The organism is Actinokineospora auranticolor, assembly GCF_041897805.1.
In the GTDB taxonomy this organism is placed as follows: domain Bacteria; phylum Actinomycetota; class Actinomycetes; order Mycobacteriales; family Pseudonocardiaceae; genus Actinokineospora; species Actinokineospora auranticolor.
In genome coordinates, this window is sequence record NZ_CP154825.1 from 8,148,129 (window position 1) to 8,175,059 (window position 26,931).

A 26,931-nucleotide genomic window follows, 5' to 3' on the forward strand; every position below is an offset into this window, starting at 1 on the left:
CAGGAGAGCTTGGCAGGCTCGTCCCCCCCACGCAAAGCAAGTCCACCCAATCAAGGCGTATGACGGGGGCGCGTTGCGTTCTGTGGGGGCCGGGATCCTGCGGCGGTTTCGAGGCGAGTTCCGGCTTAGCCGCGTTGCGTTCTGTGCGGGTTGAGCTTCGGTAGCGGTTTCGAGGCGGGCCCGGCGTAGCCGCGTTGCGCTGGGTGGAGCTTGGATCCTGCGGCGCTTGGAGGGTGGGTTGGGAGAGAAGAGTGTCGGGGCAGAGTAGGGCTTCAAGCGACCGTTGCTGGAGTGGCTGGGGAGAGAAGCGTGGCGGGTGGCACCCTCACACTCGCTGTGGCGCCTCTCGTAGCGATTCCAGCAAGGTCGCGAGTCGCTCGTGGTAGCGCTCTACTGAGGCGAGTTTGATTTCCTCGTAGCCCCGCACCGCATCCGGCAGTCCGGCGATCTCGACTGCCAGCTCGTACCGCTCCAGCCCCGCGACCAGCACCGGCACCAACGCCTCGTACTCCGCCACCAACTCCCGCTCGACCTTGCGCAGGTGTGCTCTGCCGAACGGGTCGAACGCCGTGCCCCGCAAGCCTCGCATTGCTCGTAGTACCGCGAAGGCCGGGCGGGCGGTTCGGCGGAGGGTGATCTTTCGGCGCATGCCCATCGCGCGCAGGATTGGGGGGTGGAGTTGGTAGCCGATTTTGGCGTCTGGGCCGTAGGTGGCCTCTACTTCGGCGCGGTTGGCCAGGTGTAGGCGGGCGACCTCGTATTCGTCCTTGTACGCCATCAGCTTGAACAGGTTCCGGGCCACGGCCTCGGTGAGGGTGCCCGGTAGGTTCGCCGCGCGCTCGGCGTCGTGCACTTGGCGGACCGCCGCGAGGTAGCGCTGGGCGTAGGCCTCGTTCTGGTAGGCCACCAGTTCCGGTAGGCGGATGTCCAGCAGTCGGCGGAGTTCGCCGGTGAAGTCGGTGGCCAGGGGGGACGGGGTGGCCTCGCGCGTGGTTTCGCCTGCCAGCCAGGACGGGTCGAGGATTGCGCGGCGGCCGGCGCGGAAGGCCTGGATCGTGGTGGTGACGCCGACGCCGTTGAGGGTGATGGCGTGTTCGATGGCCTGGGCGGTCAGCGGGAGCAGGCCCAGTTGGTAGGCCGCGCCGAGGACCAGGAAGTTGGCTGCGGCGGTGCCGCCGAAGAGGCGTTCGGCCAGGTCGAGGGCGTCGAACGCGCGGACGTCCGCCGTGCGGGAGCCGATGCGGCGCAGCAGGTCGTCGGCGGCCGGGTAGGTCACCGACGGGTCGACGACCATGCGGCCCGTGGGGACCTCGGAGGTCGAGATGACCGCGACGGTGTCGGTACCGCAGCGGGACAGGTTGGTCTCGGCGCCCGCAGCCAGCGCGTCGAAGACCAGGTAGCCGGTCGCGGCGCCCGCCGGGACGAGGCCGGGAACCTCTTCGCGGGTCGGCGAGATCCGCAGGTGCGAGACGACCGCGCCCGCCTTCTGGCTCAGCCCGGTCTGGTCCATCGCCCGCGCGTCCAGGCCGCTGACCAGCGCGGCCGTCGCCAGGACCTGGTTGGCCGTGACCACGCCGGTGCCGCCGATACCGACCATCACCAGCGCCGCCGACGTCGGCCGGGACGCGGGTTCGGGCAGGTCGGCGGGGATCTCCGCGCGATCGATCTGCTTGCGCGCGGCGCCCGGGACGACGGTCACGAACGACGGGCAGTCGCCCAGCAGGCAGGAGTAGTCCTTGTTGCACGACGTCTGGTCGATCCGCGTCTTGCGGCCGAACTCGGTGTCCACGGGCTCGACGCTCAGGCAGTTCGACTTCTGCCCGCAGTCGCCGCAGCCCTCGCAGACCGACTCGGCGATGTGCACGCGGGTGGCCGGGTCGGGGGCCAGGCCGCGCTTGCGCTTGCGGCGCTTCTCCGCCGCGCACTCCTGGTCGTAGATGATCACCGTGACGCCCGGGGTCGCGCGCAGCTCCCGCTGCACCGCGTCGAGGTCGTCGCGGTGGCGCACCCGCACGCCCGGCGCCCACTTCGTGCCGCGCGGGTACTTCTTCGGCTCGTCGGTGACCACGACGGTCTTGGCGACACCCTCGGCGTGCAGCATCCGGGTGACCGCGACCGGGTCGACCGCGCCGTCCGCGTGCTGGCCGCCGGTCATCGCCACGGCGGCGTTGTAGAGCAGCTTGAAGGTGATGTTGGTGCCCGCCGCCACGGCCTGGCGGACGGCGAGGCTGCCGGAGTGGAAGAACGTGCCGTCACCGAGGTTCTGGAACAGGTGCTCGGTGTCGGTGAACCGGGACGCGCCGACCCAGCTCACCCCTTCGCCGCCCATCTGGGTGAAACCGACGCTGCGGTCCATGAAGGTGGTGAGCGCGTGGCAGCCGATGCCCGCGCCCGCGATGGAGCCGTCGGGGACCTCGGTGGAGCGGTTGTGCGGGCAGCCGGAGCAGAAGAACGCGGTGCGGTTGACCAGCGGCAACGCGATCTTCGACCGGGTGTCGGGGCGGGGCAGGCGGACGTGCTCGCGACCCAGCCGCTCGGCGAGGAACGGGCCGAGGACCCGCACCAGGCGGTCCGCGTCGAGCGCGCCCGTCACCGGGACGAGGGTCGCCCCATCGGGGCCGCGCTTGCCGAACACCCGCGGCCGCACGGCGCGGTCGAACAGCGCCTCCTTGACCTGGGTCTCGATGAACGCGCGCTTGTCCTCGACCACGACCACCTCGTCGAGGCCGTCGGCGAACCGCGCGACCAGGTCCGGGTCGACCGGGTGGACCATGCCCAGCCGCAGCAGTCGCACCCCGCGCCGCGCCAACTCCGACTCGGTGAGCCCCATCCGGGTGAGGGCGTCACGCAGGCCAGCGTACGTGTGACCGGAGGTGATCAGGCCGAGCCGCGCGTCGCGGACCGCGCCCTCGATCCGGTTGAGGCCGTTGGCGGCGGCGAAGGCGAGCGCGGCGGCGAACCGGCCCTCCAGCACCTCGCGCTCCATGGCCAGCGCTCGGGGGATGTCGACGCCCGGGTTGTGCGTCGGCGCCCACGGACGCCCGTCCCACTCGAACTCGGGGACCACGATCTCCGGGGTGGCGCCGAGGTCGACCACCTCGTAGGCGTCCCCCACAGCGGTGACGACGGTGAAGCCGGTCCACGACCCGGTGAACCGGGACAGCTCGAACCCGTACCGCCCCAGGCGCAGCACGTCGGCCACGTCGACCGGGGCCAGCACCGGCAGGTACGACTCGGCCAGCGCCATCGTGGAGTTCGACGGCAGCGACGACGACTTGCTCGCCGGGTCGTCACCGGCGACCACCAGCACGCCACCCTTCCGGGTGGTCCCCATCCAGGTGCCGTGCTTGAACGCGTCCACCGACCGGTCGACGCCCGGGGCCTTGCCGTACCAGAGCCCGAAGACGCCGTCGAAGCGCGCGCCTGGCAGCTGCGTGACCAGCTGGGAGCCGTAGACGACGGTCGCGCCCAGCTCCTCGTTGACGCCGGGGATGAACTCGATGTCGTGCTCGGCGAGCAGGTCGGCGTTGCGCTCCAGGACCAGGTCGAGCCCGGCGAGCGGGGAGCCGCGGTAGCCGGAGACGAGACCGGCGGTGCGCCAGCCCCTGGCCTGGTCGGCGCGGTGCTGGTCGACCAGCAGCTTGCCCAGGGCCTGCACGCCGGTGAGCGCGCCGAGGCCGCGGTCGCGGCGGACCACGTCGGCCGGGCGGTAGTCGGCCAGCTCCGTCATGCCCATCACACCTTCCCCTGCGCTCTGCGCGCCACGGGCAAGCAGACGGTTTGACGTGAGCGCTGTGCAAGACTGTCACTTTGACGTTGAGCATATCGCTCAAAATCGCGTCTCCGTTGCCGGGAGGGTTGCGCATCGTGGGCATGGTCAACCGCCTCGACCTGCGGGTGCTCCGCGAGCTCGTGGCCAGCCCCCGGATCGGCATCACCGAACTGGCCGAGCGGCTGGGCATCGCGCGCAACACCGCGCACGCGCGGGTCTCCCGGCTGGAGCGGCAGGGCGTCGTGGGGGCGCGGGGGCGGGCGGTGGACTACACCGCGCTGGGCGTGGAGGTGACCGCGTTCGTCACCGTGCAGGTGGCGCAGGGCAGGCTCGTCGCGGCCGTCGAGGACCTGGGCGCGGTGCCGTTCGTGCTGGAGGCGCACGGCATCGCGGGGGACGGCGACCTGCTGGTGCGGGTCGCGGCGCGCAACACCCGGCACCTGCACGAGGTGATCAACGCGGTGCTGTCCTGCCGGGGCGTCATCCGCAGCACGACCGCGGTCGCGATGACCGAGCAGATCCCGTTCCGGGTCGCGCCGATGCTGGACGCGGTGGAGCGCTCGATCGCGGAATGAGGTCCATAGTGGAGCACTTTCGTCGATCCGGTGAATTCGGCGGACCGGTCGGGTAGCTTCCGTGCGATGGTGGAGCATGTCCTGGTCGCCACTTTCGGCTTTCCCGCAGTGGTTTTCACGTTCCTGCTCGTGGTGGTCGTCGGCTACTGGCTGCTAGTCGCCGTCGGACTGTCCTCTGTGGACGCCGTGGGCGCGGCCGACCCGGAGGCGTTCGGCCGGGTGCCGCTGAGCGTCAGCCTGACCGTGGCGACCGCGCTCTCCTGGTTGACCTGCCTCGCGGGCGACCTGCTGCTGTCCACCGGCCCCCTGCCCGCGCTGTCGGGTTTCGCGGTGCTGCTCGTCGCGCTGACCGTGGCCTTCGCGGGCACCCGGCTGGTGGCGCGGGTGCTGGCACCCCGGTTCCAGTCGGCGCCGGACGTCGTCGGCCGGACCTGCGTCATCCGAACGGGACGGGTGGACCGCACCTTCGGTGAAGCGGAAGTGACCATGGGCGACGGGACGTCGGTGGTCGTGCAGGTGCGGCAGCGGACCGGCCTGCCGCTGCGCGTCGGCGGGAGCGCGACCGTCGAGGAGCACGACCGGGCGGGCGGCTTCTTCTGGATAAGTGGTTGATGGATTGTAGGGGGTTCGTGGTTGAGTCCGAGCATGCACAAAGCCGACTACCTCGAGCACCTGGCCGCCGACACCGCGCGGCTGCGGGAGGCCGCTGCGGGCACCCTCACCGAGACCGTGCCCACCTGCGCCCCGTGGACGGGTGCCGACCTGCTCCTGCACGTCGCCGAGGTCTACCGGCACAAGGCCACCACCATGCGCCACAACGCCTGGCCGTCCCCGTGGCCCCCGGACTTCACCGGCGCCGACCCGGTCGCGGCCTATGACGACGCGTACGCCGAACTGCGCACCGAACTGTCCACTCGGGACGCCGAGGAGACCACCCTCACCTGGTACCCGCCGGAGCAGACCGTCGGCTTCTGGGCCCGCCGGATGGCCCACGAGGCCCTGATCCACCGCGTGGACGCGGAACTGACCGCGGGCCTGCCGATCACCCCCATCCCCGCCGACCTGGCCGCGGACGGCGTGGACGAGGTCCTGACCTGTTTCCTCGCCTTCGCGACCGCCGAGTACCCGCAGGCCTTCGAAGGCGCACTCGACGCGTTGGACGGCCGCACCGTCCGCGTCGACGCGGGCGACTCGTCGTGGTTCGTCACGCTGGCCCCGACCATCACCGTCGCCGCGGAGGGCACCGCGGACGCCACCGTCACCGGCGACCCGGACCAGGTGCTGCTCTGGCTCTGGCGCCGCGTCGAGGACCCGACCCTCAAGTTCGAGGGCGACCCGCTGCTCCCGGCCACCCTCCACACCCTGCTCAAGGTCGCCACCCAGTGAGATGATCACCGGCAACGCGCTGTGGGGGTCGGGGCGGTGGCGCGGGCGGGCGCTGCGGTGGGCCGCCGACCGGTTGGCCGCGAATGGCTGGGGGCCGGTTCGCGGCGTCGACGCGGTCCGGGTGCGGGTCTGGTCGGTCGTGTTCCGGTTGGAGACCGCGCGCGGGTTCGCCTGGTTCAAGGCCAACGGGGACGGCGCCCGGTTCGAGGCCGCGCTGTACGGGGTGCTCCGGTCGGTGGTGCCCGAGCGGGTGCTCGAACCGGTCGCGGTCGACGAGCGGCGCGGGTGGCTGCTGTTGCCCGACGGGGGTTCCGGCGCCGCCCCGCTGATCGACGCGCTCCCCGCCTACGCGCGGCTGCAGATCGATCTCATGCCGCACGTCGACCGGCTGCTCGCCGCGGGCGTCGCCGACATGCGGCCCGCGGCGCTGCCCGGCAGGTTCGTCGAAGCGCTCGGTGTTGTTGGTGATGTTCCGGCGGAGGTGGCCGGGCTGGGTCCCCGGATCGCCGAGTGGGCCGGGGAACTGGGCGCCGCACCGGTTCCGGCAAGCGTCGACCACAACGACCTGCACGCCGGGAATGCATTACCGGACGGGCGTTTCCACGACTGGGGCGACAGTGTCGTGGCCCACCCGTTCGCCTCGATGCTGGTGCCGCTGACCCAGGCCGAACCGGCCGCGCGGACCCGCCTCGTCGACGCCTACCTCCACCCCTTCGGCGACTTCGGCACCCGGCCCGAGCTGCGACGGCAGCTGGACCTCGCCTGCCGGTTGGGCCGCGTTGCGCGGGCGCTGGTCTTCCACCGCGCGATCCGGGCGGCGCCGGGGGCGTACGCGGACGCGCCGCGGGGTCACCTGGTTGCCTTGGTCAAACCGTCCTTTTATGACTGATCCGACGACTAATCTGCGTCCGGCGCTGCGGAACCGGGTCGGGGGTACGCACGTCTACCCGACGACTTCGAACCAAGAGGGGGCCAACAATGGCGGACATCGAGTACTCGTTCGGTACCGGTGAGGGCGCGCCGAACGTGCACCACGGTGCGGCCAACGCGGACGTCGACGGCGACGGGACCAACGACGCCATCGCGGTCGACTTCGACGGCGACGGCCGCTACGACGACCGGATGTGGGACTCCGACGGTGACGGCGTGGCCGACACCGCCCTGCTGGACTACAACGACGACGGCGTCGCGGAATCCGCCTACAGCGACCCGACCGGCCTCGGCACCTGGAACGAGAAGGGCATCGGCGGCGACCACACCGAGCCGACCCCGACCGACCAGGCGCCCACCGACACGACGGGCACGGGCACCACCGACGACTCCGACGTCGCCGGTCCCAAGGAGTCGACCACCGACGACACCGGCGCGGTGACCGAGGACGGCAGCAGCGCCGACGACAACGTCGAGCCCACCGGCAACACCACGGACGACACCACCGACGACCAGTCCCAGGACGTCCCCTCCGACGTCCCCGTGGACGACCTGCCCCCGGCCCACCCGACCACCGAGGACGACCCGTTCGGCGAGCACGCGGACGGCTCCGCCGACAGCGGCACCACGGACACGGCCGACACCACGGACACCTCCGCGGACCTGCCCGACGACACCATCGTCGACGACACCCAGGACGTCCCCGCCACCGACGACACCACCGACGACACCACCGGCGACGACCCCTACGCCGACGACTCGGCGATGGACGACTACTGCGGCCCCGCCGACGACAGCTCCTCCGCCGAGGGCCTGTCCGACTGGTACGCCGACCTCCAGTAGGCACGGTGAGGCCCGCCACGCGCGGGCCTCACGGCACCGCACGCCCCGAAGCGCGCGGCCAGCTAGCCTGGTCGGGTGACCCCTCCGCTCAAGATCGGGCAGTACGGGGTGGATCCCGCCGTCGTGCTCGCACCGATGGCGGGAATCACCAACGTCGCGTTCCGACAGCTCTGCCGGGAGTTCGGCAGCCCCACCTCGCTCTACGTCTGCGAGATGGTCACCGCGCGCGCGATCGTCGAGCGCGACTCCAAGACGCTGGAGATGATGACCTTCGGGGAGCACGAGCACCCCCGCTCGTTGCAGCTCTACAGCGTCGACCCGCGCAACGTCACCGACGCCGTCACGATGATCGCCGCCGAGGGCATGGCCGACCACCTGGACATGAACTTCGGCTGCCCGGTGCCCAAGGTGACCCGCAAGGGCGGTGGCGCGGCCCTGCCCTACAAGCGCAGGCTCTTCGCCGAGATCGTGCGGGCCGCTGTGCGCGCCGCCGAGCCAGCGGGCATCCCGGTGACGGTCAAGTTCCGCGTCGGCATCGACGACGACCACCACACCTACCTCGACGCGGGGCGCATCGCCGAGGCCGAGGGGGCCGTCGCGGTCGCGCTGCACGCCCGCACCGCGGCCCAGCGCTACTCCGGCCAGGCCGACTGGTCGCACATCGCCCGCCTCAAGGAGGCCGTGACCACCGTCCCGGTACTGGGCAACGGCGACATCTTCTGCGCGGACGACGCGCTGCGCATGGTCGCCGAGACGGGCTGCGACGGCGTCGTGGTCGGACGCGGCTGCCTGGGCAGGCCCTGGCTGTTCCGCGAGCTGCACGCCGCCTTCACCGGCCAGCCGCTGCCCGAGGGCCCGTCGCTCGGCGAGGTCGGCGCGATCCTGCACCGGCACGCCATCCTGCTGTCCGCGCACATCGGCGAGGAGAAGGGCGTGCGGGACCTGCGCAAGCACATGGCCTGGTACCTGCGCGGCTTCCCCATCGGCTCGGACCTGCGCAAGTCGTTCGGGCTGGTGAGCACCCTGGCCGAGCTGGCCGACCTGATCGGCGCGCTCGACCACGCCGCCCCCTACCCGCCCGACGCCGAGGGGCCGCGCGGGCGGCAGGGCTCGCCGGGGCGGGTCGTGCTGCCGGAGGGCTGGCTGGACGACCCGGAGGACGCCGCCGTGCCCGACGGGGCCGAACTGATGCACTCGGGGGGCTGATGCGCTCGCTCGCCCGCGTGCGCGTTCTGGGCGCCTTGGTGCTCGCGCTGACCGTGGCGGGGTGCACGACGACCGTCGCCGGTAGCCCGGTGGCGTCCATCAGCTCGTCCCCGCAGGACCGCGACCTCATCACCCGCTACTTCACCGAGTTCAACGAGTCCGGCGACGAGGGCGTCAGCACCCAGCGGATGTTCCAGCGCGACACCGAGCACCCCGACTTCACCGCGGGCGGCTGCGACTTGGGGAACCTGGTGCTGCACATCGAGCCCGCGCTGTCCACGCTGCGCCTAGACCTGAAGTGGAAGCCGGATGGCGCCAAGAAGCGCCCCCGCGGGTCGGTCTACGTAGTAGGCGTTTCGGTGCGCATCCGCCAAGGCGGTGTCACCCTCGCGGAGCAGATCGGCTCGCAGCGGCTCGTCGTGCTGGACGGGAAGGTGTACGGCTTCACTCCGTGCCCGACCAGGTGACTCCAAACGGGTGATGCGGGTTCGGTGCGGACCGCGACCAAGCTGCGGATTCGTCACTGGATCGGCGCAGCATGGGGTCCACCAGTAGGGGGAATTCCTGCGTCCATGCGTCCTGGTCGCTCAAGCGTGACCTCTTCTCTGACGACACATCACGTACGTAGGGAGGTGACCGCGGTGGCCGTTCTGGGACGAGGCGTCGCCAAACCGGGACCCGACCAGCGGGACAACCCCTGGCAGGACAACCGGACCAGCGAGCCGACCGTGCCGCTGCGCCACCCCGCGATCACCGAGCGCGCGGAGCACCCGGACGACCCGCCCGCCGACACCGCGAACCTGATCAGCCTGCACGAGGAGATCGCCGCGCTGCTGGCCTCGCGCGGGCAGTACCGGCAGGCCTACCAGCACCTGCGGTCCGCGCTCGACCTGATCACCGAGCTGGGCACCGCGCCGCAGATCCCGGAGCAGTTCCGCCGCGAGGTGGACCGGCTGCGCCGCGAGCACGCCGAGGCGCACGAGCAGAGCATCCGCGACAGCCTCACCGCCAGCTACAACCGCCGCTACCTCGACCAGCGGCTGGTCGACCTGGTGGCCGGTCAGGGCCTGGCCGACGGGCTCGCCGTGGCGCTGGTCGACCTGGACTGGTTCAAGCAGGTCAACGACACCTTCGGCCACCTCGTCGGCGACCGGGTGCTGCAGCGGGTGGTGGAACTGCTCCAGGAGGGCCTGCCCGACGGCGGGTTCTGCGCCCGCTACGGCGGCGAGGAGTTCGTGCTCGTGCTCCCGGGGGTCGACCGCCGGACGGCGGTGGACCTCGCCGAGGCGGCCCGCGCGCGGGTGGAGCACTTCCCGTGGTCGAGCCTCGTGCTGGGGCTGCGCGTCACGATCAGCATCGGATTGGCGCACCAACCGGCCATCCGAGTGGCGGACAACACACCGGCCGCTCCAGAGCGTCAGCTCCGGGAAGCGGACGCGCTGCTGTACACAGCCAAGCAGTCCGGCCGCAACGCGGTCGCATATCAGCTGGACGGCACGGCTCACCTGGCCGGAGCCGCCGCGGGCAGGCGGGCCGTGAGCGCCCACCGCGTGTCCGCGCGCTGACCGCACGACCGTGGAGGCATTAGTCCGATCGGGCTAGCTCAATCCGCGAATCTCCGTACTGATAGTGAACAAACCTCGGACTGCCGTCGTCACGAGCGACCTCCATCCGTACTATCGCTCCCGCGCCGCGTGACACGATCGGGTAAGCAACCGAACGCGACGCCGCAACAGGTTGATAACCAACTGACAACGCTTCGAGCAGGTACCCCGGTTGGGTGCGGGGTAGGCCCAGGTAGCTAGGCGAAGGGAGTACGGGTGCCGGACGACTACGACCGCGACCCGGGCTCATCGAACAACGACCGCGGCACGGGCGCGCCGAACGGTGCCCCGTCGTCCGGGGGCAGGCGCCGGGCCCCGGAGCCGACCGAGCAGCCGCGACGCAGGCGCCGGTCGATGGAGGGCGCGGGCGGGGTCAGCGTGTCCGATCTGGTCGAGCGGCACAGCGGCTCCCGGTCGAACCTGATGCCCGTCCCGGACGCCGATGAGGCCGACGAGGTACCGAGACGCCAGGCGCGGCGCCAGGACGCCCCCACGGGGCGCAGGGCCGCCCCCGAGCCCGAGTCCCGGCACTCGCAGCCCGCCGAGCCCACGGGCGGTGGCCGCAGGCGGCGCGCGGACGAACCGGACGAGCCGCCGGTGCACCGCAACGAGATAGAGACCGGCGGCAGGCGGTTCCCGCCGCCGCCCCCCGAGGAGCCCGTCGAGCCGCCCCGCCCGGCCCCGGTGGCCGAGCGCCCCGAGCCCCCGCGCCCGGACCGGCGCACCCGGACCTCGACCCACGCGGTGCCCGCCGACGTGCTGGCCCAGTCGACCGGCCAGCGCCCGCCGGAGCGGCCCGCGGCCGAGCCCGAGCCGGACATGCCCCGGTCGGTCCTGGACCTGCTGGGCGGCGCGCCCGCGCCGGTCGGGAAACGGGCCAAGAAGGAGAACTTCGCCGAGTCGGCGAGCCGCGGCAGGCAGGACGCCCAGCGCGCGCTGCCCGGCAACCAGCCGCCGCCCCGGCACGGCGAGCCGGACGAGCCCCGGATCGGCAGGCGCTCGCTGGCCGAGCGGGCGAGCCGCCGCGGCCGGTCCGAGAACGGTCCGGCGCACCCGCCGGGCACCCCGGACTTCCCGCTGGACGCGGAGCACCGCCCGCCCGCCGCGGGCGCCCAGCCGCGTCCGGAGGGCGCGCCGGGCCGCGCGCCGCGCGCAGGCCGCGCACCACGACCCGACGACCGCTCCGGCGAGTTCCCGACGCAGGTCGAGGGTCCCCTGCCCGACGACCGCTCGGGCCAGTTCCCGGCAGGCCGCGCCCCGCGCCCGAGCAGGCCCCCGCAGCCCACCGAGTTCCCGACCCAGGTCGACGGCCCCCGCCTCGACGACCGCTCGGGCGAGCTCCCGCGCGCACCGCGACCGGCCAAGGGCAACGGCCGGGGACCGCGCCCGTCCGGCGAGATCCAGGCCGACAACCCCCGTGCCCCACGCCCCGGCCAGCCGAACGGCCGCCCCCAGGCGGACCAGTTCGCGGCCAACGGGCAGGCGCACGACGACCGCGTGGCCGACGCCCCGCGCGCACCGCGCCCGGGCCGTCTCCAGCCGGACCAGTTCCCGGTCAACGGACACGCGCCGCACCCCGAGGACCGCTCCGGCGAGTTCCCGGTGGACCCGTTGCGCGCGCCGCGCCGTCCCCAGGCGGACCAGTTCCCGCCCAACGGGCACGCGCACGACGACCGCGCAGGCGAGATCCCGGTGGACAACTCGCGCGCCCCGCGCCCCGGTCGCCCCCAGGCGGACCAGTTCGCGAACGGGCACGCGCCCCACCACGACGATCGGTCGGGCGAGATCCCGGTCGACCCGTCGCGGGCGCCGCGCCCCGGTCGTCCTCAGCCGGACCAGTTCGCCGCCAACGGCCGGGCACCGCATCCGAACGACCAGTCCGGCGAGATCCCGGTGGACAACGCGCGCGCACCGCGCCGGGGTCCGCACCCCGACGGCGAAATCCCCGTCGACGCGGCACGGGGAGCACGTCCGGGTCACGCACCGCACCCGGACGACCGCTCCGGCGAGTTCCAGGCCGACCCCTCGCGCGCGCCGCGCCCCGGCCAGCCGAACGGCCGCCCCCAGCCGGACCAGTTCCCGGTCAACGGCCGCGCCCCGCACGCCGACGAGCGCTCCGGCGAGTTCCCGGTGGACCCGTCGCGCGGCCCGGCCAACGGCCGCCCCCGCCAGCCGCAGCCGGACCGCTCGGGCGAGTTCCCGCCCCGGCTCGACGGGCCGCCCGCCGACGACCGCTCCGGCGAGTACCCCCGCCCCGCCAACGGCCGCCCCCGGCAGCCGCAGCCGGACCGCTCCGGCGAGTTCCCCACCCAGGTCGACGGCCCCCGCCAGGACCGCTCGGGGCAGTTCCCGACCCAGGGCGGGCCGAACCCGGCGCCGCGCCCCGATGACCGCTCCGGCCAGTTCCGCACCCCGCACCCCGACGACCGGTCCGGGCAGTTCCCCGCCAACGGCGACGGCAGGCCCCGGCCGCGCCCCGCGCCGCAGGGCGAGGGCCAGTTCCCGGGCGGTGGCCAGTTCCCGGGCGGTGGCCAGTTCCCGAACGACCGGCCCATCGGCGAGCAGCCGCAGTCCTCCGGCCACACCCCGCACCCCGGGCGTCCCGGACCGGTTCGCCCTGGTCCCGGGCCGAACCGGCGTCCCGGCGAGCAGTCCGGGCCGTTCCCGGTGAGCCAGGCGCCGCGCCCCGGTGAGGGGTCGGGCCAGTTCCCGATCAGCGAGCGCCCCCAGGGCTCGGGGCACATGCCGCACCCCGGCCGTCCCGACCAGCCGATCGCCGGGGCACCGCAGTCCTCCGGGCACCTGCCGCACCCCGGCCGACCGGACCAGCCGATCGCCGGGGCACCGCAGCCGTCCGGCCACCTGCCACACCCGGGCCCCCGCGCCGACCAGCCGGGCGACCAGCCCCAGCCGTCGGGGACGTTCCCGGCGCCGGGCGGGCAGTCCGGGCAGTTCCCCGTCGCGGGTGACGGCGGCAAGCCGCACATCCCGCGCCAGCAGCCGCCCGGGCAGTCGTCCATGCCCCCCAAGCCGGACGCGGACGCGGAGACCCCGGCCGAGGCGCCGGAGCGCGTCGGGCTGACGCCGCCGCCGGGCACCACGCCGCAGGAGCTCGTCGGGCTGACCACCGAGATGGAGCCCATCGGCGAGGCCGTGCAGAAGCGGCGCCGGGTGGACCAGACGCTGGCCCGGTTCTCCAAGGTGCACGACGAGCTCAAGGCCGAGGAGAAGGCCCGCAAGTCCCGCAAGATGAAGCTGACCCCGTGGGCCAACGACGACGACGAGCTGGAGCAGAAGCTCGACGAGCTGTCCCAGCCCGAGCCGACCGAGGTCGTGCGACCGGTGTCGGTGGACGGCCCGGACGCCGAGGCGGCCGACGAGGACGAGAAGCCCAAGCGCAGCCGCTGGTCGCGGATCACGAAGGTGTTCTCCGGGTCCACCGCGGTGCTGGTGTTCATCGGCACGGGTGTCGGCTGGGGCTTCAAGGAGTACGCGAACGGCAGCATCGAGCAGGTGCGCGCGCTGGTCGGCGACGAGTCCGTGCAGAACCCGCAGGCGCAGCTCGGCGACGAGAACTTCCTGCTGGTCGGCTCGGACACCCGCGAGGGCGCCGACGCCGAGGAGGGGGTCGGCGACACGCAGACGGTGCCGGGCGCGCGCTCGGACACCGTGATGGTGGCGCACATCCCGGCCGACCGCAGCCGCGTGGTGATCGTCAACTTCCCGCGCGACCTGGAGATCAGCAGGCCTGCGTGCGAGCGCTTCGACTCGAAGGCCGTGCGCTACACCGGCGACCAGTCGCCCGCGGTGAAGATCGCCAAGATGAACACCGCCTACCAGGTGGGCGGCCCGCTGTGCGTGACCAAGGTCGTGCAGGAGCTGTCCGGCCTGCACATCACCCGGTTCCTCAGCATCGACTTCAACGGCTTCCGCGGCATGGTCGACGCGGTGGACGGCGTCAACGTCTGCGTCGAGCAGCCGATGTTCGACACCATGCTGAACAAGTGGATCGTCCAGGAGCCGGGCAAGGAGGTGCTGCTGCACGGCGAGCAGGCGCTCGACTTCGTGCGCGCGCGGCACGTGCGCGGCGACAAGACCTCCGACTACGGCCGGATCAAGCGGCAGCAGCGGTTCCTGTCGTCCCTGCTGCGCAAGGCGATGTCCGGTCAACTGCTGTTCGACCCCGCGCGGCTGGCCCAGTTCACCGGCGCGGTCACCGCGTCGACGCTGGGTGACAACGTCAACGTCGACGCGCTGGCCAACCTCGGCGCGTCGCTGCAGAACCTGGAGGCCGGGCGGGTCACCTTCGTGACCATCCCGACCGTGGGCCTGCCCAACGGGCGCGGCAACGAGGTCCTGCGCCGCGACGACGCGCACGCGCTATTCCAGGCGATCATCGACGGCGAGCCGCTGCCCGGCGAGGCCGCCGCGCCGCCCGCCCCGGACAACGGCACCCAGCAGCAGGCCGCGCCGATCCGCGAGCAGGTGGACCCGAAGACGCTGAAGATCCAGGTGCTCAACGGCGGCAACGCCACCGGCGGCATCGCCAAGCGCACCGCGGAGCGGTTGGGGGAGTTCGGTTTCACCGTGGTGCAGACCGGTGTCGGCGCGAACGTGCCGAAGACCGTGGTGCGCTACGGCAAGGGCCACGAGGCCGCGGCGCAGACCCTGGCCTCGACCGTGCCCGGCGCGGTGATGCAGGAGGACCCGTCGATGTCCGGGGCGCTGGTGCTCGTGCTCGGCCCGGAGTTCGCCGGACAGGTGGCGGCCCCCGGTGGTCCCGGTGCCACGCCCACGACCCCCGCGGAGCCCAAGCCGGAGTTGCCGAAGAACCTGGCCACCATCAACGGCGGCGACCCGACCTGCGCCTAACCAGGCCTGGAGCACGTCCCGTTCATTTCGGGTTCATCTGGCGATGGCGCATCTCCGCGTACCGGCATCTAGGCTGTGCGCATGCGTGAGGCTTATCAATCCGAGCTCGGACAGCTCGCTGACAAATTGGCGAGCATGTGCTCAATGGTCGCCGACGCTATGGAACTGGCCACCCGGGCGCTGCTGGAAGCCAACCTCGGCCTCGCCGAGCAGGTGATCACCGGCGACGAGCGGATCGACGACGCCAGGTCCGCGTGCGAGGAGCAGGCGTACGCGCTGCTCGCGCTGCAGGCCCCCGTCGCGACCGACCTGCGGACCGTGCTGGCCGCCATCCACGCCGCCGAGAGCCTGGAGCGGATGGGCGACCTGGCCCTGCACGTGGCCAAGGCGGCCCGGCGCAGGCACCCGGCCCCGGTGCTGCCGGAGCCGGTGAACCGCTACTTCGCCGAGATGGGCCGCGTCGCGGTGCAGCTCGCGCGCCGGGCGGAGGAGGTCATCCGCAGCCAGGACGTCGCCGCCGCCCGCGCCATCGAGGACGCCGACGACGAGATGGACGACCTGCACCGCCACCTGTTCACCCTGATCATGAACAAGGAGTGGGAACACGGCGTCGCCTCGGCGGTCGACGTGACCCTCCTGGGCCGCTTCTACGAGCGCTACGCCGACCACGCCGTCTCCGTGGCGAAGCGGGTCGTGTTCGTGGTCACCGGCCGCATGCCCGGCACCGTCAGCGACGACGACCTGTAAGGACTTTCCCCACGGGCGCGGCGCTCCACCACCCGGTGGGCGCCGCGCCCGTTGCTATGCGGTGCTGAGGCTCGCGACCAGGTCTCGCGCACCGGAGTGGCGGGGGTAGAGGCGCGCGCCCTGCGCGATCCAGGCCTGCCGGTCGGTCAGCAGGCCGGTGTTCACTGCCTGCCTCCGGTGCTCCCTGATACCTCCCCCGACGTGGTAGCCGACCGGCGACACAGCGTGACCCATGTGGCGCAGGCGATACGCCAAGGCGATACCTCGCGTCCCCTGGACCGTCGCCTACTACCTCGCCCGCCAACTCCGCGACACCGCGGTCGAAGCGACCGGGTAGCCGCCTCAGTCGCGGGGGAGGGCGGCGGTGATCAGGTCGTTGAGCTGGGCCGCGAAGCGGGTGGTGTCGGCCGGGCTGTAGGTGATCCTGGTGGCGCCGTCCGGTTGGGGGCGGCTCAGGGACAGGTAGCGGCCCGCGTCGGTGTCGATCCAGGTCAGGGCACCCGCGTCGAGTTCTCGACCGTGGCGGCCCCGGCCCGTCACGGAGAAGAAGCCGTAGCCGGTGCGGGGACGCTCCAGCATGGCGGCGGCCAGGCGGAGTTGGGTGTCCGAAGAGGACCGTGGGGCGCGGACCTGTTGCATGAAGCCGGGTTCCTGCCGCACCGGTGCCGCCTGGGTCACCATCACCGACTGCCCGGGGCCCGCCCCCATGCGCGGCAACAGGTCCGACAGCACCCTCGCCAACCCGGCCGCGCCGACGAGTTCGAACCGGATCATCTGTCCTTCTTGGACAGCGAGCACGCCGGTGCCGCCCTGCACCGCGCCGCGGGCGAGGATCTGGCGGTCGGACTCCACCGTGCCCAGCACGCCGACGCCGACCTGGTGGTCGGAGGTGATCCGCAGCGCGGCCTCCACGTCCGGGTCGATCTGGTTGTACCGGATCAGGCCGCGGCCCGCGAGGTCGGCGAACACCGCCTGACCGATGCGGGCGCGGTCCGCCATGTACTCGCCGAAGCTGGGGATCTTGAACGGGAACAGCCGCACGTTGAGCTCAAGCAGGTCCGTGAGGACGTCCAGGGCCGCCAACGACAGGGCGAACGAACGGGGCATCGAGCGCTATCCGCCGATCACCGGTGGCGCGGTCATCTCGTCCGTGCCGAACACGTCGTCGGGGTCGGCCTCGATCAGGTACGACGGACGCTGGTGCTCCTCGTCCTCACCGCCCTGACCGCCGTGGCCACCGCCGCCACCCATACCGCCCATGCCCGAGCCACCACGACCCGCCGCACCCGCTCCGCCGACGCCGCCACGACCCATCGCGGCCTGCTCGGCAGCCAGGGCTCCGACGCCCGCACCAGCACCGAGGGCGCCCGGAGGACGAGAACCGAAGCCACCACCGGCTCCGGCGCCACTCGCGCCACCACCACCGCCGTAGCTACCACCACCGCCGCCACCACCGGGACCGCCGATACCGCGACCGCCGCCGAAGCCACTCCGCTCACGCAGCGTGTCGCCGCCGAAGGGGCCGCCACCGCCACCGAGAGGAGCGAGGCCGGGCAGGCCCGGGTTGCCGGGGCCGCCACCGCCGGGCGGCGGGGTGCCGGGCGGGTTGGGGTACGGGTTCTGGATGGGCGGCGTGGGGCCGGGTCCGGGCCAGTTGCCGGGGTTCGTGCCGTTGCCGCCGGGGATGTTCACGCCACCGCCCGGGTTGATGCCGCCCCCGTTGCCGGCGCCACCACCGCCGCCGCCACCACCGCCACCGCCGTCGTTGGGCCGGACCACGCCCCCGCCGCCGTTGTTGCCGCCGCCGCCGCGCGTGGGGTCGCCGCCACCGGTGTACTGGCCGCCGTCGCTGTTGCCGTTGACGGCGACCTCGCGCTTGGTCACCTTGGCGTCGCCGGTGTCGCCGTCATCCGGACCGTCCGGCGGGGTCTCACCGCTGCCCATCGTCGGCGGAGCCGCGAAGGCGGGCATCACGGCGGTGCCGCCCAGCTGGCTGTCGTACGTGCCCACCACCTGGACCGCCTCAGCGTGCGCGGCCTGGCTCTTCTCGTACTGCTCCTGGTACTGGGCCTGCTTGAGGTACGCCGTCATCGGGTCCCACGTGTTCATCAGGTCCTTGTTGGCGGCCTCGAGGTCGAACTTCACCTCTTCGGGCATGTCGTTCTTGGCCTGGCTCAGCGCGGTCGACTGGAGCTTGGTCTGCGCGCCCGCCAGCGTCGCGCTGTCACCGGCCGCGCCCACCCAGTTGCCCACGCCCAGCATGAACGTGCGGGCGTTCTCGCTGGCCTTGCCCTTCCAGTCGGCCTCGCTGTTGGTGACCGCCTTGGAGACCTCGTCGCGGAACTGGGACATGGCCGTGCCCGCGTCCGAGTAGAGCTGGCCCATCTCATCGATCTGGTCCGGATCGATGTCCTCGTTGACCATGCGCTTCAGCTCGTCGTGTTCGAATCGCGCGTAGTTGGTGCACTGCATCGGGGGCGAGTCGCGGGTGTCGACCTGCGGGGTCAACGCGTTCACCTGCACACCGAGCGCGGTGCGCTGCACGATGCGGTTGATGTTGCCGAACCAGGTGTCGACCAGCCCACCGTAGTGCTCGTCCCCCTGCGCGGTGTCGACCATGACTCACACCCTCCAGCGCCACCCTGGCGGTTACCCGACCTCGCCGCCGCACGCCGAACCGTACCAACCCGACGTGCGAACCGTCCCGACTACGACGCAACCGGACCGCGACGGTTCCCGTGAGCCGGTCACCGGGCGGTCAGGGGATGACCGGCTCCACCAGCTTCGCCGCGGCCAGCGCGGACTCGCACAGCTCCTCCGCGACCTTCTCGCCCGCCGCGCGCACGTCCACCCGGGTGTCGTCACCGACCGCGAGGGCCACCGCGCAGCCCTTGCCGCCGCCCGCGATGAACTGGGCGGCCTCGTGCGCGCCGACCTTGAGGTACTCGACCGGCCGCTCGGTGGTGATCCGGTCCAGGCCGCGGTCGCGCCACACCTCGGCGGTGATCGTGTAGCTGTCGGCGACCGTGCCCTTGTCGACCTTCCACTCGCACGAGCGGCTGTCCGCGGTCCGCCCCGGCTTCCCGGCGGCGGCGATGCCCAGCGACTTCGACGCGGCGTCGGCGAGCAGGTCGCACGGTTGCAGCTGGCTCAGCTCGGGCGCCCCGCTCGACCCGGTCACCTCCGGCCCGGCGGGCGCCGGGTGCTCACCCGGGACCGCGACCGCCGTCCCCGCCGTCTGGTTCGCGCAGGCGGAACCGCCCAGCACGACCGCCGCCACCGCCGAGACCAGTCCCAGCGCGCGTCTCACGTCGCCAACTCCTCAGTGCCAACCCCGACCAGCCAGCCCCGACCACCCGGCACCGTACCAACGCGCGCCGGACGGGGTACGCGTTGTGGCGCAAGCGGAAGGTCCACAACGCGAAGGTCCCCCGTCCGGCGCACCGGACGGGGGACCTCAGCGTGGTTCGATCAGCCGAAGCGGCCCGAGATGTAGTCCTCGGTGGCCTTCTGGCTGGGGTTGGAGAAGATCCGCTCGGTGTCGTCGAGCTCGATCAGCCGACCCGGCTGGCCGACGCCCGCCAGGTTGAAGAACGCCGTCTGGTCGCTGACCCGGGCGGCCTGCTGCATGTTGTGCGTCACGATGACGATCGTGTAGTCCTTCTTCAGCTCCTGGATCAGGTCCTCGATCGCCAGCGTGGAGATCGGGTCCAGGGCCGAGCAGGGCTCGTCCATCAGCAGCACGTCCGGCTGCACGGCGATGGCCCGGGCGATGCAGAGCCGCTGCTGCTGACCGCCGGAGAGCCCGCCGCCGGGCCGGTTGAGCCGGTCCTTGACCTCGGCCCACAGGTTCGCGCCGCGCAGCGCCCGCTCGGCGACCTCGTCGAGCTTCTTGCGGTCCCGCTCACCGGCCAGCTTCAGCCCCGCGACGACGTTGTCGCGGATGGACATGGTGGGGAACGGGTTGGGGCGCTGGAACACCATGCCGATGGTCCGCCGGACCGACACCGGGTCGACGGTGGTGGCGTAGATGTCCTCGCCGTCGAGCAGCACCTTGCCCTCGGCGCGGGCGCCGGGGATGACCTCGTGCATGCGGTTGAGCGAGCGCAGCACGGTCGACTTGCCGCAACCCGACGGGCCGATGAACGCGGTGACGTTGCGCGGCGGCACCGCCAGCGACACCCCGTCGACGGCGTGGAACTTGCCGTAGAAGAGGTTCAGGTCCTTGACATCAATGCGCTTGGCCATGGCTCGCCTACTTCGTCGTCTTCAGTGAGGTCAGCCGCGAGATCAGCGATCCCAGCAGGTTGAAGATGGTGATGATGATGATCAGCGTGACGGCCGCGCCCCAGACCCGGGCCTCGCCGACGTCGTTGGTGGTCAACCGCTCGGAGGTCATCAGCAGCGGCAACGAGGACATGTTGCCCGCGAACGGGTCGTAGTTGATGAAGGTCGTGTAGCCGACCAGCACCAGTACGGGGGCCGTCTCACCCATGACGCGCGCGATGGCCAGCGAGATGCCGGTGATGATGCCGGACAGCGCGGTCGGGATGACGATCTTGACGATGGTCTTCCACTTGGGGATGCCCAGCGCGTAGGCGGCCTCGCGCAGCTCGTCGGGGACGATCTTGAGCAGTTCCTCGGTGGTGCGCACGACCACGGGGATCATCAGCAGCACCAGGGCCAGCGACACCGCGAAGGCGCTGCGCGGCAGGCCGAAGGTGGTCACCCACAGCGCGTAGATGAACAGCGCGGCGACGATCGACGGGACACCCGAGAGGATGTCCACGGTGAACGTCACGGCCTTGGCCAGCCGGGAGCGCTTGCCGTACTCCACCAGGTACACCGCGACCAGGATCGCGATCGGCACGGCGATGACCGCGCAGACCAGCCCCTGGTAGAGGGTGCCGATGATGGCGTGGTAGACGCCGCCGCCGTGCTGGCGCGAGGTCAGACCGGCCAGCGACTTCTGCCACCAGTCGGCCGAGATGACGTGCTCGAGGCCCCTCTCCAGGACCGTGATGAGCAGCCAGACCAGCGGCGCGAGCGCGAGCACGAACGTTCCGCCGACCAGGATGGTGGCGAACCGGTTCTTGAACCGGCGGTTGGCGCTGATCTCCTGGAAGGCGGGCGGCGATGCGGGCCGGTCCAGGTCGGTCGCCGTGCTCATTCGTACTCCTTGTGGCCGGCGATGATGGACCGGGCGAACGCGTTGACGATGAAGGTCAGCACGAACAGCACGAGACCCGCCGCGATGTAGGCACCGGCGCCGCGCGGGTCGTTGAACTCCTGCGCCGCGCGGGCGATCTTCGAGGCGATGGTGTCGCCGCCGTCGAACAGCGTCCAGCCGAAGTGCGAGGTGGTGGAGCTCAGGATGATCATCACGGCGATGGTCTCGCCGAGCGCGCGGCCGAGGCCGAGCATGGAGGCGCTGATGTAGCCCGCGCGGCCGAAGGGCAGCACGGTGGTCCGCACGACCTCCCACTTGGTCGCGCCCAGCGCCAGCGCGCCCTCGATCTGCATCGGGGGCGTGCGGTCGAACACCTCGCGGCTGATCGCGGTGATGATCGGCAGCAGCATGACCGCGAGCACGATGCCCGCGGTGAAGATCGTCTGACCGATGGCCAGGTCGGAGCTGCCCTTGGCGAACAGCGGGATCCAGCCCAGCGTGTCGTTGAGCCACTCGCTGATCGGCGACAGCGCCGGGGCCAGCACGTAGGCGCCCCAGAGGCCGTAGATGATCGAGGGGACCGCGGCGAGCAGGTCGACCAGGTAGGCGAACGGCTTGGCCAGCCTGCGCGGGGCGTACTGGGTGAGGAACAGCGCGATGCCCAGCGAGATCGGCATCGCGATGATCAGCGCGAACACCGAGCTGAAGATGGTGACCAGGAGCAGGTCGAGCACACCGAAGGCGAGGGCGCCGGGTTCGGCGTTCCAGTCCCGGCTGAACAGGAAGCTGGCCTGGTTGTCGGCCAGCGAGGGGATCGCCTGGATCAGCAGGAAGATGCCGATCAGGGCGATCATGACGACCACGAAGCCGCCGGAACCGACGGTCAGCGCCTTGAAGATCTTGTCACCTGGTCGGGTGACAACCTTGGCGGGTGCGGTGGGGTCCCCACCCGTCCGCTGGGGAGTGGAAGAAATCGGGGCCTCCGGTGCGGTGTCGGTCGCCGCGCCGTTCCGCGGGCCCCTGGCTAAGCCAGGGGCCGCGGAACGTCCGACCGAGTCGGAATCGCTCATCTCGCTCGGGCTCGCAGTCTGCCGGATCGGTTAGGAGATCGCCTTGACGGCGGTGAGCAGCTTCTCCTGGAACTCGTTCGGCAGCGGGACGTAGCCCGCGTCCGACAGCGTCTGCTGGCCGTCGGTGGCGGCCACGGTCAGGAACGCCTTGACCGCCTTGGCGGTGTCGGCGTCGTAGCCCTTCGAGCAGACGATCTCGTAGGTGGCCAGGACCAGCGGGTAGGCGCCCGCGGTGTTGCTGGCGTAGAGCGCGTCGAGGTCGAGCACCAGGTCGTTGCCGGTGCCCTTGACCTTGGCCGACTTGATCGCGGCGGCCGCGGAGTCGGCGGAGAGCTCGACGGCGCCCGAGCCGCTGTCCAGCTTGGCCGCGCTCAGCTTCTTGTCCTGGATGTAGGACCACTCGATGTAGCCGATGGTGCCGTCACCGGCGTTGATCGCGTCCGCGACACCGGCCGAGCCCTGCGCACCCTGGCCGACGCCACCGTTGAACTTCTTGCCCGCGTCCTTGGTCCACGCGCCCTTGCCCGCGGCCTTCAGGAACTTCTGGAAGTTGTCGGTGGTGCCCGACTCGTCGCCGCGGTAGATGACCGTGATGGCCTTGTCCGGCAGCGTCGCGTCCTTGTTGACCTCGGCGATGGCCGGGTCGTTCCACTTGGTGATCGCGCCGCTGAAGATCTTGGCGGCCAGCTCGCCGGTGACGGTGAGGTCCTTGACGTCGCCGACCTTGTACGCGACGCCGACCGGGCCGAAGACCAGCGGCAGGTTCCACGCCGGGTTCCCCTTGCAGCGCTCGGCGGCCTTGTCGACCTCGCCCTTGTCCTTGTTCAGCGCGGAGTCGGAACCGCCGATGTCGACGATGCCCGCGGTGAACTGCTTCACGCCCGCGCCGGAGCCCGAGGCGGTGTAGGCGAGCTGGGCGCCCTGGCACTTCTGGCCGTAGGCGGCGACGAACGCCTCGATGGCACCCTTCTGGGCGCTCGAGCCCTCGGCCACCAGGCTCTTCTTGCCGCCGCAGTCGACCTGAGCCGAGCCGGTGGGCGCGGGAGCCCCGGTGTTGGTGTTGCCCCCGCTGGCAGGCGCGTTGTTGTCGCTCCCGCACGCGGTGAGCGCGAGGGCGCCCGCGGCGATGATGCCGAGCACGGACGCCGGCCGCTTGCTGATCACAGTGATTCCTCCAGGCAGGAGTCTGCTGAGTTCGCGACGTACCCTACGTCCGCCGCCTCGCCCGGCACGCTAGGCAGCACTGATGGACGGATGCCCTTATAGGGGTTAACGCAGGGTGAACACGGCCGTTTTTGTGTCGGTTGCGATCCCGCCGACTCCTGCTCGTGGCCTTGCCGTGACCTGTGTGTTTGCCGTCCGTAACGGATCAGCTGCCGTGCGCGTCTGCACGTGCATACTGGATGTCGGCGTCCGAACGGGTGAAACCCATTCGGCCGTATACCGCAACAGCGGGTGCGTTGTCGGACTCCACGTAAAGGATGACGGTCAAGAGCCCGAGTGACCTCAAATGGGTTAGTCCGACCAGCGTCAGGGCCTTGCCCAGACCGCCGCCCTGCGCGCGCGGGTCGACGCCGACGACGTACACCTCGCCCACCGCATCGGGCCCCCGACCGTGGACCTTGGTCCAGTGGAAGCCGAGGACCTCGTCCCGCTCGTCGACTGCCAGGAACAACCCGGCCGGGTCGAACCACGGCTCCGCCTCGGTCGCCTCGACGTCGGCCACGGTCAGCGCGCCCTGCTCGGGGTGCCAGTCGAAGGCCCGCCGGTTGACCTCGACCAGGGCGGCCTCGTCGCGCCCCGGCTCGAAGGCGCGCACCCGCACACCCGCGGGCCAGGTTGGCTCCGGGAGGGTGGCGACGGCCAGGTCCAGGCGCATGGTCAGCAGCTCGCGGACGCGGCCCAGCCCGTGCCGGGCCGCGATGCGCGCGGCCCCCGCGTGGTCGCCGTGCGCCCAGAAGCGGACACCGGCCGCGGCCCGCGCCAGCACCGCCTCGACCAGCCGCCCGCCGACACCGCGGCGGCGGGCGTCCGGGCGGACCAGGACCTCGGCGACCTGGCGGCCGAAGGCGTCGCCGTCGGTGTCCAGGTGCGCGTACCCGACGAGTTCGACGCCGTCGGTGGCCAGCAGGTGCTCACCACCGCGGAACTCGCGGGCCAGCGGGCCGTCGGCGGGTACCTCGGGGCGGCCGTCGACCTCGGCGACGGCGCGCAGCAGCGGACGGATCTCGGTGACGGCGCCCGGGCTGTCGGGTCGCCAGGTCAGGTCGGTCACCTGACCGAACCTACCTACCGCGCGTCGACCGGGTGAGTGGTGTCCACATCCGCGTCGCGGCGGGTCCCGGACTTGGGCGGCTGGACGAACTTGTAGCCGACGTTGCGCACGGTGCCGATCAGCTGCTCGTGCTCGGCGCCGAGCTTGGCCCGCAGGCGCCGGACGTGCACGTCCACGGTCCGGGTGCCGCCGAAGAAGTCGTAGCCCCAGACCTCCTGCAGCAGCTGCGCCCGGGTGAACACCCGGCCCGCGTGCTGGGCGAGGTACTTGAGCAGCTCGAACTCCTTGTAGGTGAGGTCGAGCGGGCGCCCGCGCAGCCGGGCCATGTAGGTGGCTTCGTCGACGACCAGCTCGCCGAGCCGCAGCGCGCCGTCGGCGGCGACACCGGCCGGGCCGCGCGAGGTGAGCAGCCGCAGCCGGGCGTCGACCTCGGCCGGGCCCGCGGTGGGCAGCAGGATCTCGTCGATGCGCCAGTCGCTGGTGATCGCCACCAGGCCGCCCTCGTTGACCACGGCGACCACGGGGGCGCTGTCCCCGCCGGTGGTCAGCAGCCTGCACAGGCCCTTGGCCGCGGCCAGGTCGGTGCGCGCGTCCACGACGACCGCGTCCCGCGCGCCCGCCTCCAGCAGCGCGGTGACCTCGGGGGCCTGGACGCGTACGGTGTGCGGTAGCAGCATCAGCGACGGGACCACGGCGGACGGGTCCGGGTCGGCGGTCAGCAGCAGCAGGTCGAGGCTCATCGTGAGTCCGCCTCTCTCGTGCGTGTCCGCGCCGCGGCGTTGGGGTGCGGCCCCCGGTTCGGGGGTGGCGATTTCGGCTGGTCGAAACCCTAGCCCGCGGGTCGGGGGAATGTCGCCGCCGTGACGTCGGCGTCACAGCCTCTGCGGCCGCCCTCGGGTGTTCCCCCGCAGCTCAGCAGGGGTGCGTTACGTCCCGGTTAATCCCGTGTCCACCTGCCGGTTGGGCCGCTGGACGCAACTGCGCCACCCGTTCGGACGTCCTGGTGCCGGGGGTTGAGATCATCGACCCGCGTGCCTCCGGTGCGCAGGGGGTAGGTACTTGGGTGCCGACCGGCGCCACCGCGCCGGGGGGCGCCAGACTGCACAGGGTTGACACAAGACGGGTGGCGGGATGACGACCATGACGAACTCCGGGACGAACTCGGGCGGGCCGTCCGCAGCGCCCCGCCGCCGGTCGAAGGCCGTGCGCAGGCTGGTCATCAGCCTGGTGGTGCTGCTGGCGCTGCTGGTCGCCGCGGACTTCGGCGCGGCCGCCGTGTTCGAGCACGAGGTGTCCAAGCGGGCGCAGCAGCAGTTCGACCTGCGCGACCACCCGTCGGTCAAGGTCGGCGGCTTCTCGTTCCTGCTGCAGGCCGTCTCCGGCGAGTACGACCTGGTGACCATCGACGCCAAGGGCGTGCCGGTGAAGGACACCCTGCGCGACCTCGACGTGCACGCCGAGCTGCGCGGCGTGCAGGCGCCGCTGGGCGACCTGGTCGGCGGCTCGCTGTCGTCGGTCCCGGTGCGCGAGGTGGAGGGCCAGGTCCGGATCAAGGCCGCGGACGTCAACCGGGCCATCCAGGAGAACTCCAACGACGTGGTCAAGTCCATCACCAACCTGACCATCGACCCGGTGAAGAAGTCCTCGGTGAACACCGCGCCCGCCCCGGGCGAGGAGACCGAGGAGGACGCCAGCGAGATCGCCGACCAGGAGGGCACCACCGCGGGCGTCAAGCTGTGCGGCACGGTCGCCATCGCGGGCCAGGACGTGCAGCTGTGCGTGTTCTCCATCGTCTCGCTGGTCGACGGCAGCGTGGACATCGCGCCGAAGCGGCTGGAGGTGCGCTCCGGCGGCGCCGACCAGAAGCTGCCCAAGATCATCCAGGACCAGGTGCTCAAGCTCTTCGCCCGCCGCCTGGACCCGGGCAACCTGCCGTTCAAGGTCACCCCGACCGCGATCACCGTGGAGCCGGGCGAGCTCGCGGTGAAGGGCAAGGCCGAGAACGTCGTGCTGGGCCGGAGCTGACCCCGTGACCGGCCTCTACGTCGCGCTCGGCACGCTGCTGGTGGCCGCGGTGGTCGGCAGGCTGGTGCGGCTGCGCGACGGCCGGAACCGCCGGGCGCGCGCCGCCGCGCTCCCCGAGGACGTCCGCCGGGTGCTCGACCCGGCGGACGGGGTGACCCTGGTGCAGCTGTCGTCCCAGTTCTGCGGCACCTGCCACCAGGCCAAGGCCCTGCTGACCGACCTGGCCGCGGGCACCGCCGGGCTGGGCTACGCCGACATCGACCTCACCGACCGGCCCGAGCTGGCCAAGGAACTCGCCGTGCTGCGCACCCCGACCACGCTGGCCGTCGCGGCCGACGGGATGGAGCTGCTGCGCGTCGGCGGCGTCCCGAAACGTGAAGACCTGCTCACCGCGCTGCGCCCGCACCTGAGCGCTTGATCGGGGTGTGACCTGCGCCAACGCGGCGCGCAAGTGGC

The 26,931-nt window shown here is 72.1% G+C and carries 22 protein-coding genes; 12 read left to right on the forward strand and 10 right to left on the reverse strand.

The window, feature by feature from the left end; genetic code table 11:
• Window positions 1–325: 325 nt before the first annotated feature.
• Window positions 326–3,730, reverse strand: a complete 3,405-nt coding sequence (locus tag V5P93_RS35780; RefSeq protein WP_104479417.1) for an indolepyruvate ferredoxin oxidoreductase family protein — start codon at window positions 3,728–3,730, stop codon at window positions 326–328.
• Between the two features lie 143 nt (window positions 3,731–3,873).
• On the opposite strand from V5P93_RS35780, the gene V5P93_RS35785 reads away from it, so the two are divergent.
• The 10 genes from V5P93_RS35785 (at window position 3,874) to phoU (ending at window position 15,935) form a co-directional block, all read left to right on the forward strand.
• Entirely contained in the window at window positions 3,874–4,347 is a 474-nt protein-coding gene (locus tag V5P93_RS35785; RefSeq protein WP_245931286.1) for an Lrp/AsnC family transcriptional regulator, read from the forward strand.
• A 66-nt stretch (window positions 4,348–4,413) separates the two neighbouring features.
• Window positions 4,414–4,959, forward strand: coding sequence for a hypothetical protein (locus tag V5P93_RS35790; protein WP_146108017.1), 546 nt, complete (start codon window positions 4,414–4,416; stop codon window positions 4,957–4,959).
• Window positions 4,960–4,992: 33 nt separating this feature from the next.
• Window positions 4,993–5,733, forward strand: a complete 741-nt coding sequence (locus tag V5P93_RS35795; RefSeq protein WP_104479087.1) for a maleylpyruvate isomerase family mycothiol-dependent enzyme — start codon at window positions 4,993–4,995, stop codon at window positions 5,731–5,733.
• A 1-nt stretch (window position 5,734) separates the two neighbouring features.
• Window positions 5,735–6,622, forward strand: a complete 888-nt coding sequence (locus V5P93_RS35800; RefSeq protein WP_104479088.1) for a hypothetical protein — start codon at window positions 5,735–5,737, stop codon at window positions 6,620–6,622.
• Window positions 6,623–6,711: 89 nt separating this feature from the next.
• The gene (locus V5P93_RS35805) at window positions 6,712–7,506 is read left to right on the forward strand and encodes a hypothetical protein (protein ID WP_146108018.1); all 795 of its coding nucleotides are present in this window, start codon (window positions 6,712–6,714) and stop codon (window positions 7,504–7,506) included.
• 75 nt (window positions 7,507–7,581) lie between these two features.
• The gene (dusB, locus tag V5P93_RS35810) at window positions 7,582–8,712 is read left to right on the forward strand and encodes a tRNA dihydrouridine synthase DusB (protein ID WP_104479089.1); all 1,131 of its coding nucleotides are present in this window, start codon (window positions 7,582–7,584) and stop codon (window positions 8,710–8,712) included.
• Window positions 8,713–8,729: 17 nt separating this feature from the next.
• Window positions 8,730–9,179, forward strand: coding sequence for a hypothetical protein (locus V5P93_RS35815; protein ID WP_245931254.1), 450 nt, complete (start codon window positions 8,730–8,732; stop codon window positions 9,177–9,179).
• Between the two features lie 165 nt (window positions 9,180–9,344).
• Window positions 9,345–10,277 (forward strand): GGDEF domain-containing protein, encoded by a 933-nt coding sequence (locus V5P93_RS35820; protein WP_104479091.1) that lies wholly within the window; start codon window positions 9,345–9,347, stop codon window positions 10,275–10,277.
• 255 nt (window positions 10,278–10,532) lie between these two features.
• On the forward strand, window positions 10,533–15,188 hold the full coding sequence (locus tag V5P93_RS35825) for an LCP family protein (RefSeq protein WP_104479092.1): 4,656 nt from the start codon (window positions 10,533–10,535) through the stop codon (window positions 15,186–15,188).
• A gap of 81 nt (window positions 15,189–15,269) precedes the next feature.
• Window positions 15,270–15,935 carry a phosphate signaling complex protein PhoU gene (phoU, locus tag V5P93_RS35830; RefSeq protein ID WP_104479418.1) on the forward strand — a complete coding sequence of 222 codons (666 nt, stop codon included), beginning with the start codon at window positions 15,270–15,272 and terminating at the stop codon, window positions 15,933–15,935.
• 342 nt (window positions 15,936–16,277) lie between these two features.
• On the opposite strand, the gene V5P93_RS35835 is transcribed toward phoU, so the two are convergent.
• The 9 genes from V5P93_RS35835 to V5P93_RS35875 form a co-directional block, all read right to left on the reverse strand.
• Window positions 16,278–17,042, reverse strand: coding sequence for an ESX secretion-associated protein EspG (locus V5P93_RS35835; protein ID WP_104479093.1), 765 nt, complete (start codon window positions 17,040–17,042; stop codon window positions 16,278–16,280).
• 6 nt (window positions 17,043–17,048) lie between these two features.
• On the reverse strand, window positions 17,049–18,554 hold the full coding sequence (locus V5P93_RS35840) for a hypothetical protein (RefSeq protein WP_104479094.1): 1,506 nt from the start codon (window positions 18,552–18,554) through the stop codon (window positions 17,049–17,051).
• 139 nt (window positions 18,555–18,693) lie between these two features.
• Entirely contained in the window at window positions 18,694–19,245 is a 552-nt protein-coding gene (locus tag V5P93_RS35845; protein WP_104479095.1) for a DUF3558 family protein, read from the reverse strand.
• A gap of 161 nt (window positions 19,246–19,406) precedes the next feature.
• Window positions 19,407–20,183, reverse strand: a complete 777-nt coding sequence (pstB, locus tag V5P93_RS35850) for a phosphate ABC transporter ATP-binding protein PstB (protein ID WP_104479096.1) — start codon at window positions 20,181–20,183, stop codon at window positions 19,407–19,409.
• 7 nt (window positions 20,184–20,190) lie between these two features.
• Window positions 20,191–21,105 carry a phosphate ABC transporter permease PstA gene (gene pstA / locus V5P93_RS35855; protein WP_104479097.1) on the reverse strand — a complete coding sequence of 305 codons (915 nt, stop codon included), beginning with the start codon at window positions 21,103–21,105 and terminating at the stop codon, window positions 20,191–20,193.
• Window positions 21,102–22,175 (reverse strand): phosphate ABC transporter permease subunit PstC, encoded by a 1,074-nt coding sequence (gene pstC / locus V5P93_RS35860; protein ID WP_104479098.1) that lies wholly within the window; start codon window positions 22,173–22,175, stop codon window positions 21,102–21,104. The genes pstA and pstC overlap by 4 nt, the downstream gene beginning before the upstream one ends.
• Window positions 22,176–22,205: 30 nt before the next feature.
• Window positions 22,206–23,339: a phosphate ABC transporter substrate-binding protein PstS gene (gene pstS / locus V5P93_RS35865; RefSeq protein WP_104479099.1), complete on the reverse strand. Its 1,134-nt coding sequence runs from the start codon at window positions 23,337–23,339 to the stop codon at window positions 22,206–22,208.
• A 205-nt stretch (window positions 23,340–23,544) separates the two neighbouring features.
• Window positions 23,545–24,450, reverse strand: a complete 906-nt coding sequence (gene mshD / locus V5P93_RS35870; RefSeq protein WP_104479100.1) for a mycothiol synthase — start codon at window positions 24,448–24,450, stop codon at window positions 23,545–23,547.
• 14 nt (window positions 24,451–24,464) lie between these two features.
• Window positions 24,465–25,190 (reverse strand): response regulator transcription factor, encoded by a 726-nt coding sequence (locus V5P93_RS35875; protein WP_104479101.1) that lies wholly within the window; start codon window positions 25,188–25,190, stop codon window positions 24,465–24,467.
• Between the two features lie 391 nt (window positions 25,191–25,581).
• On the opposite strand from V5P93_RS35875, the gene V5P93_RS35880 reads away from it, so the two are divergent.
• Complete coding sequence (locus V5P93_RS35880; RefSeq protein WP_104479102.1) at window positions 25,582–26,475, forward strand: DUF2993 domain-containing protein; 894 nt, start codon at window positions 25,582–25,584, stop codon at window positions 26,473–26,475.
• Window positions 26,476–26,479: 4 nt separating this feature from the next.
• Window positions 26,480–26,893, forward strand: a complete 414-nt coding sequence (locus V5P93_RS35885) for a thioredoxin family protein (protein WP_104479103.1) — start codon at window positions 26,480–26,482, stop codon at window positions 26,891–26,893.
• Window positions 26,894–26,931 lie beyond the last annotated feature (38 nt).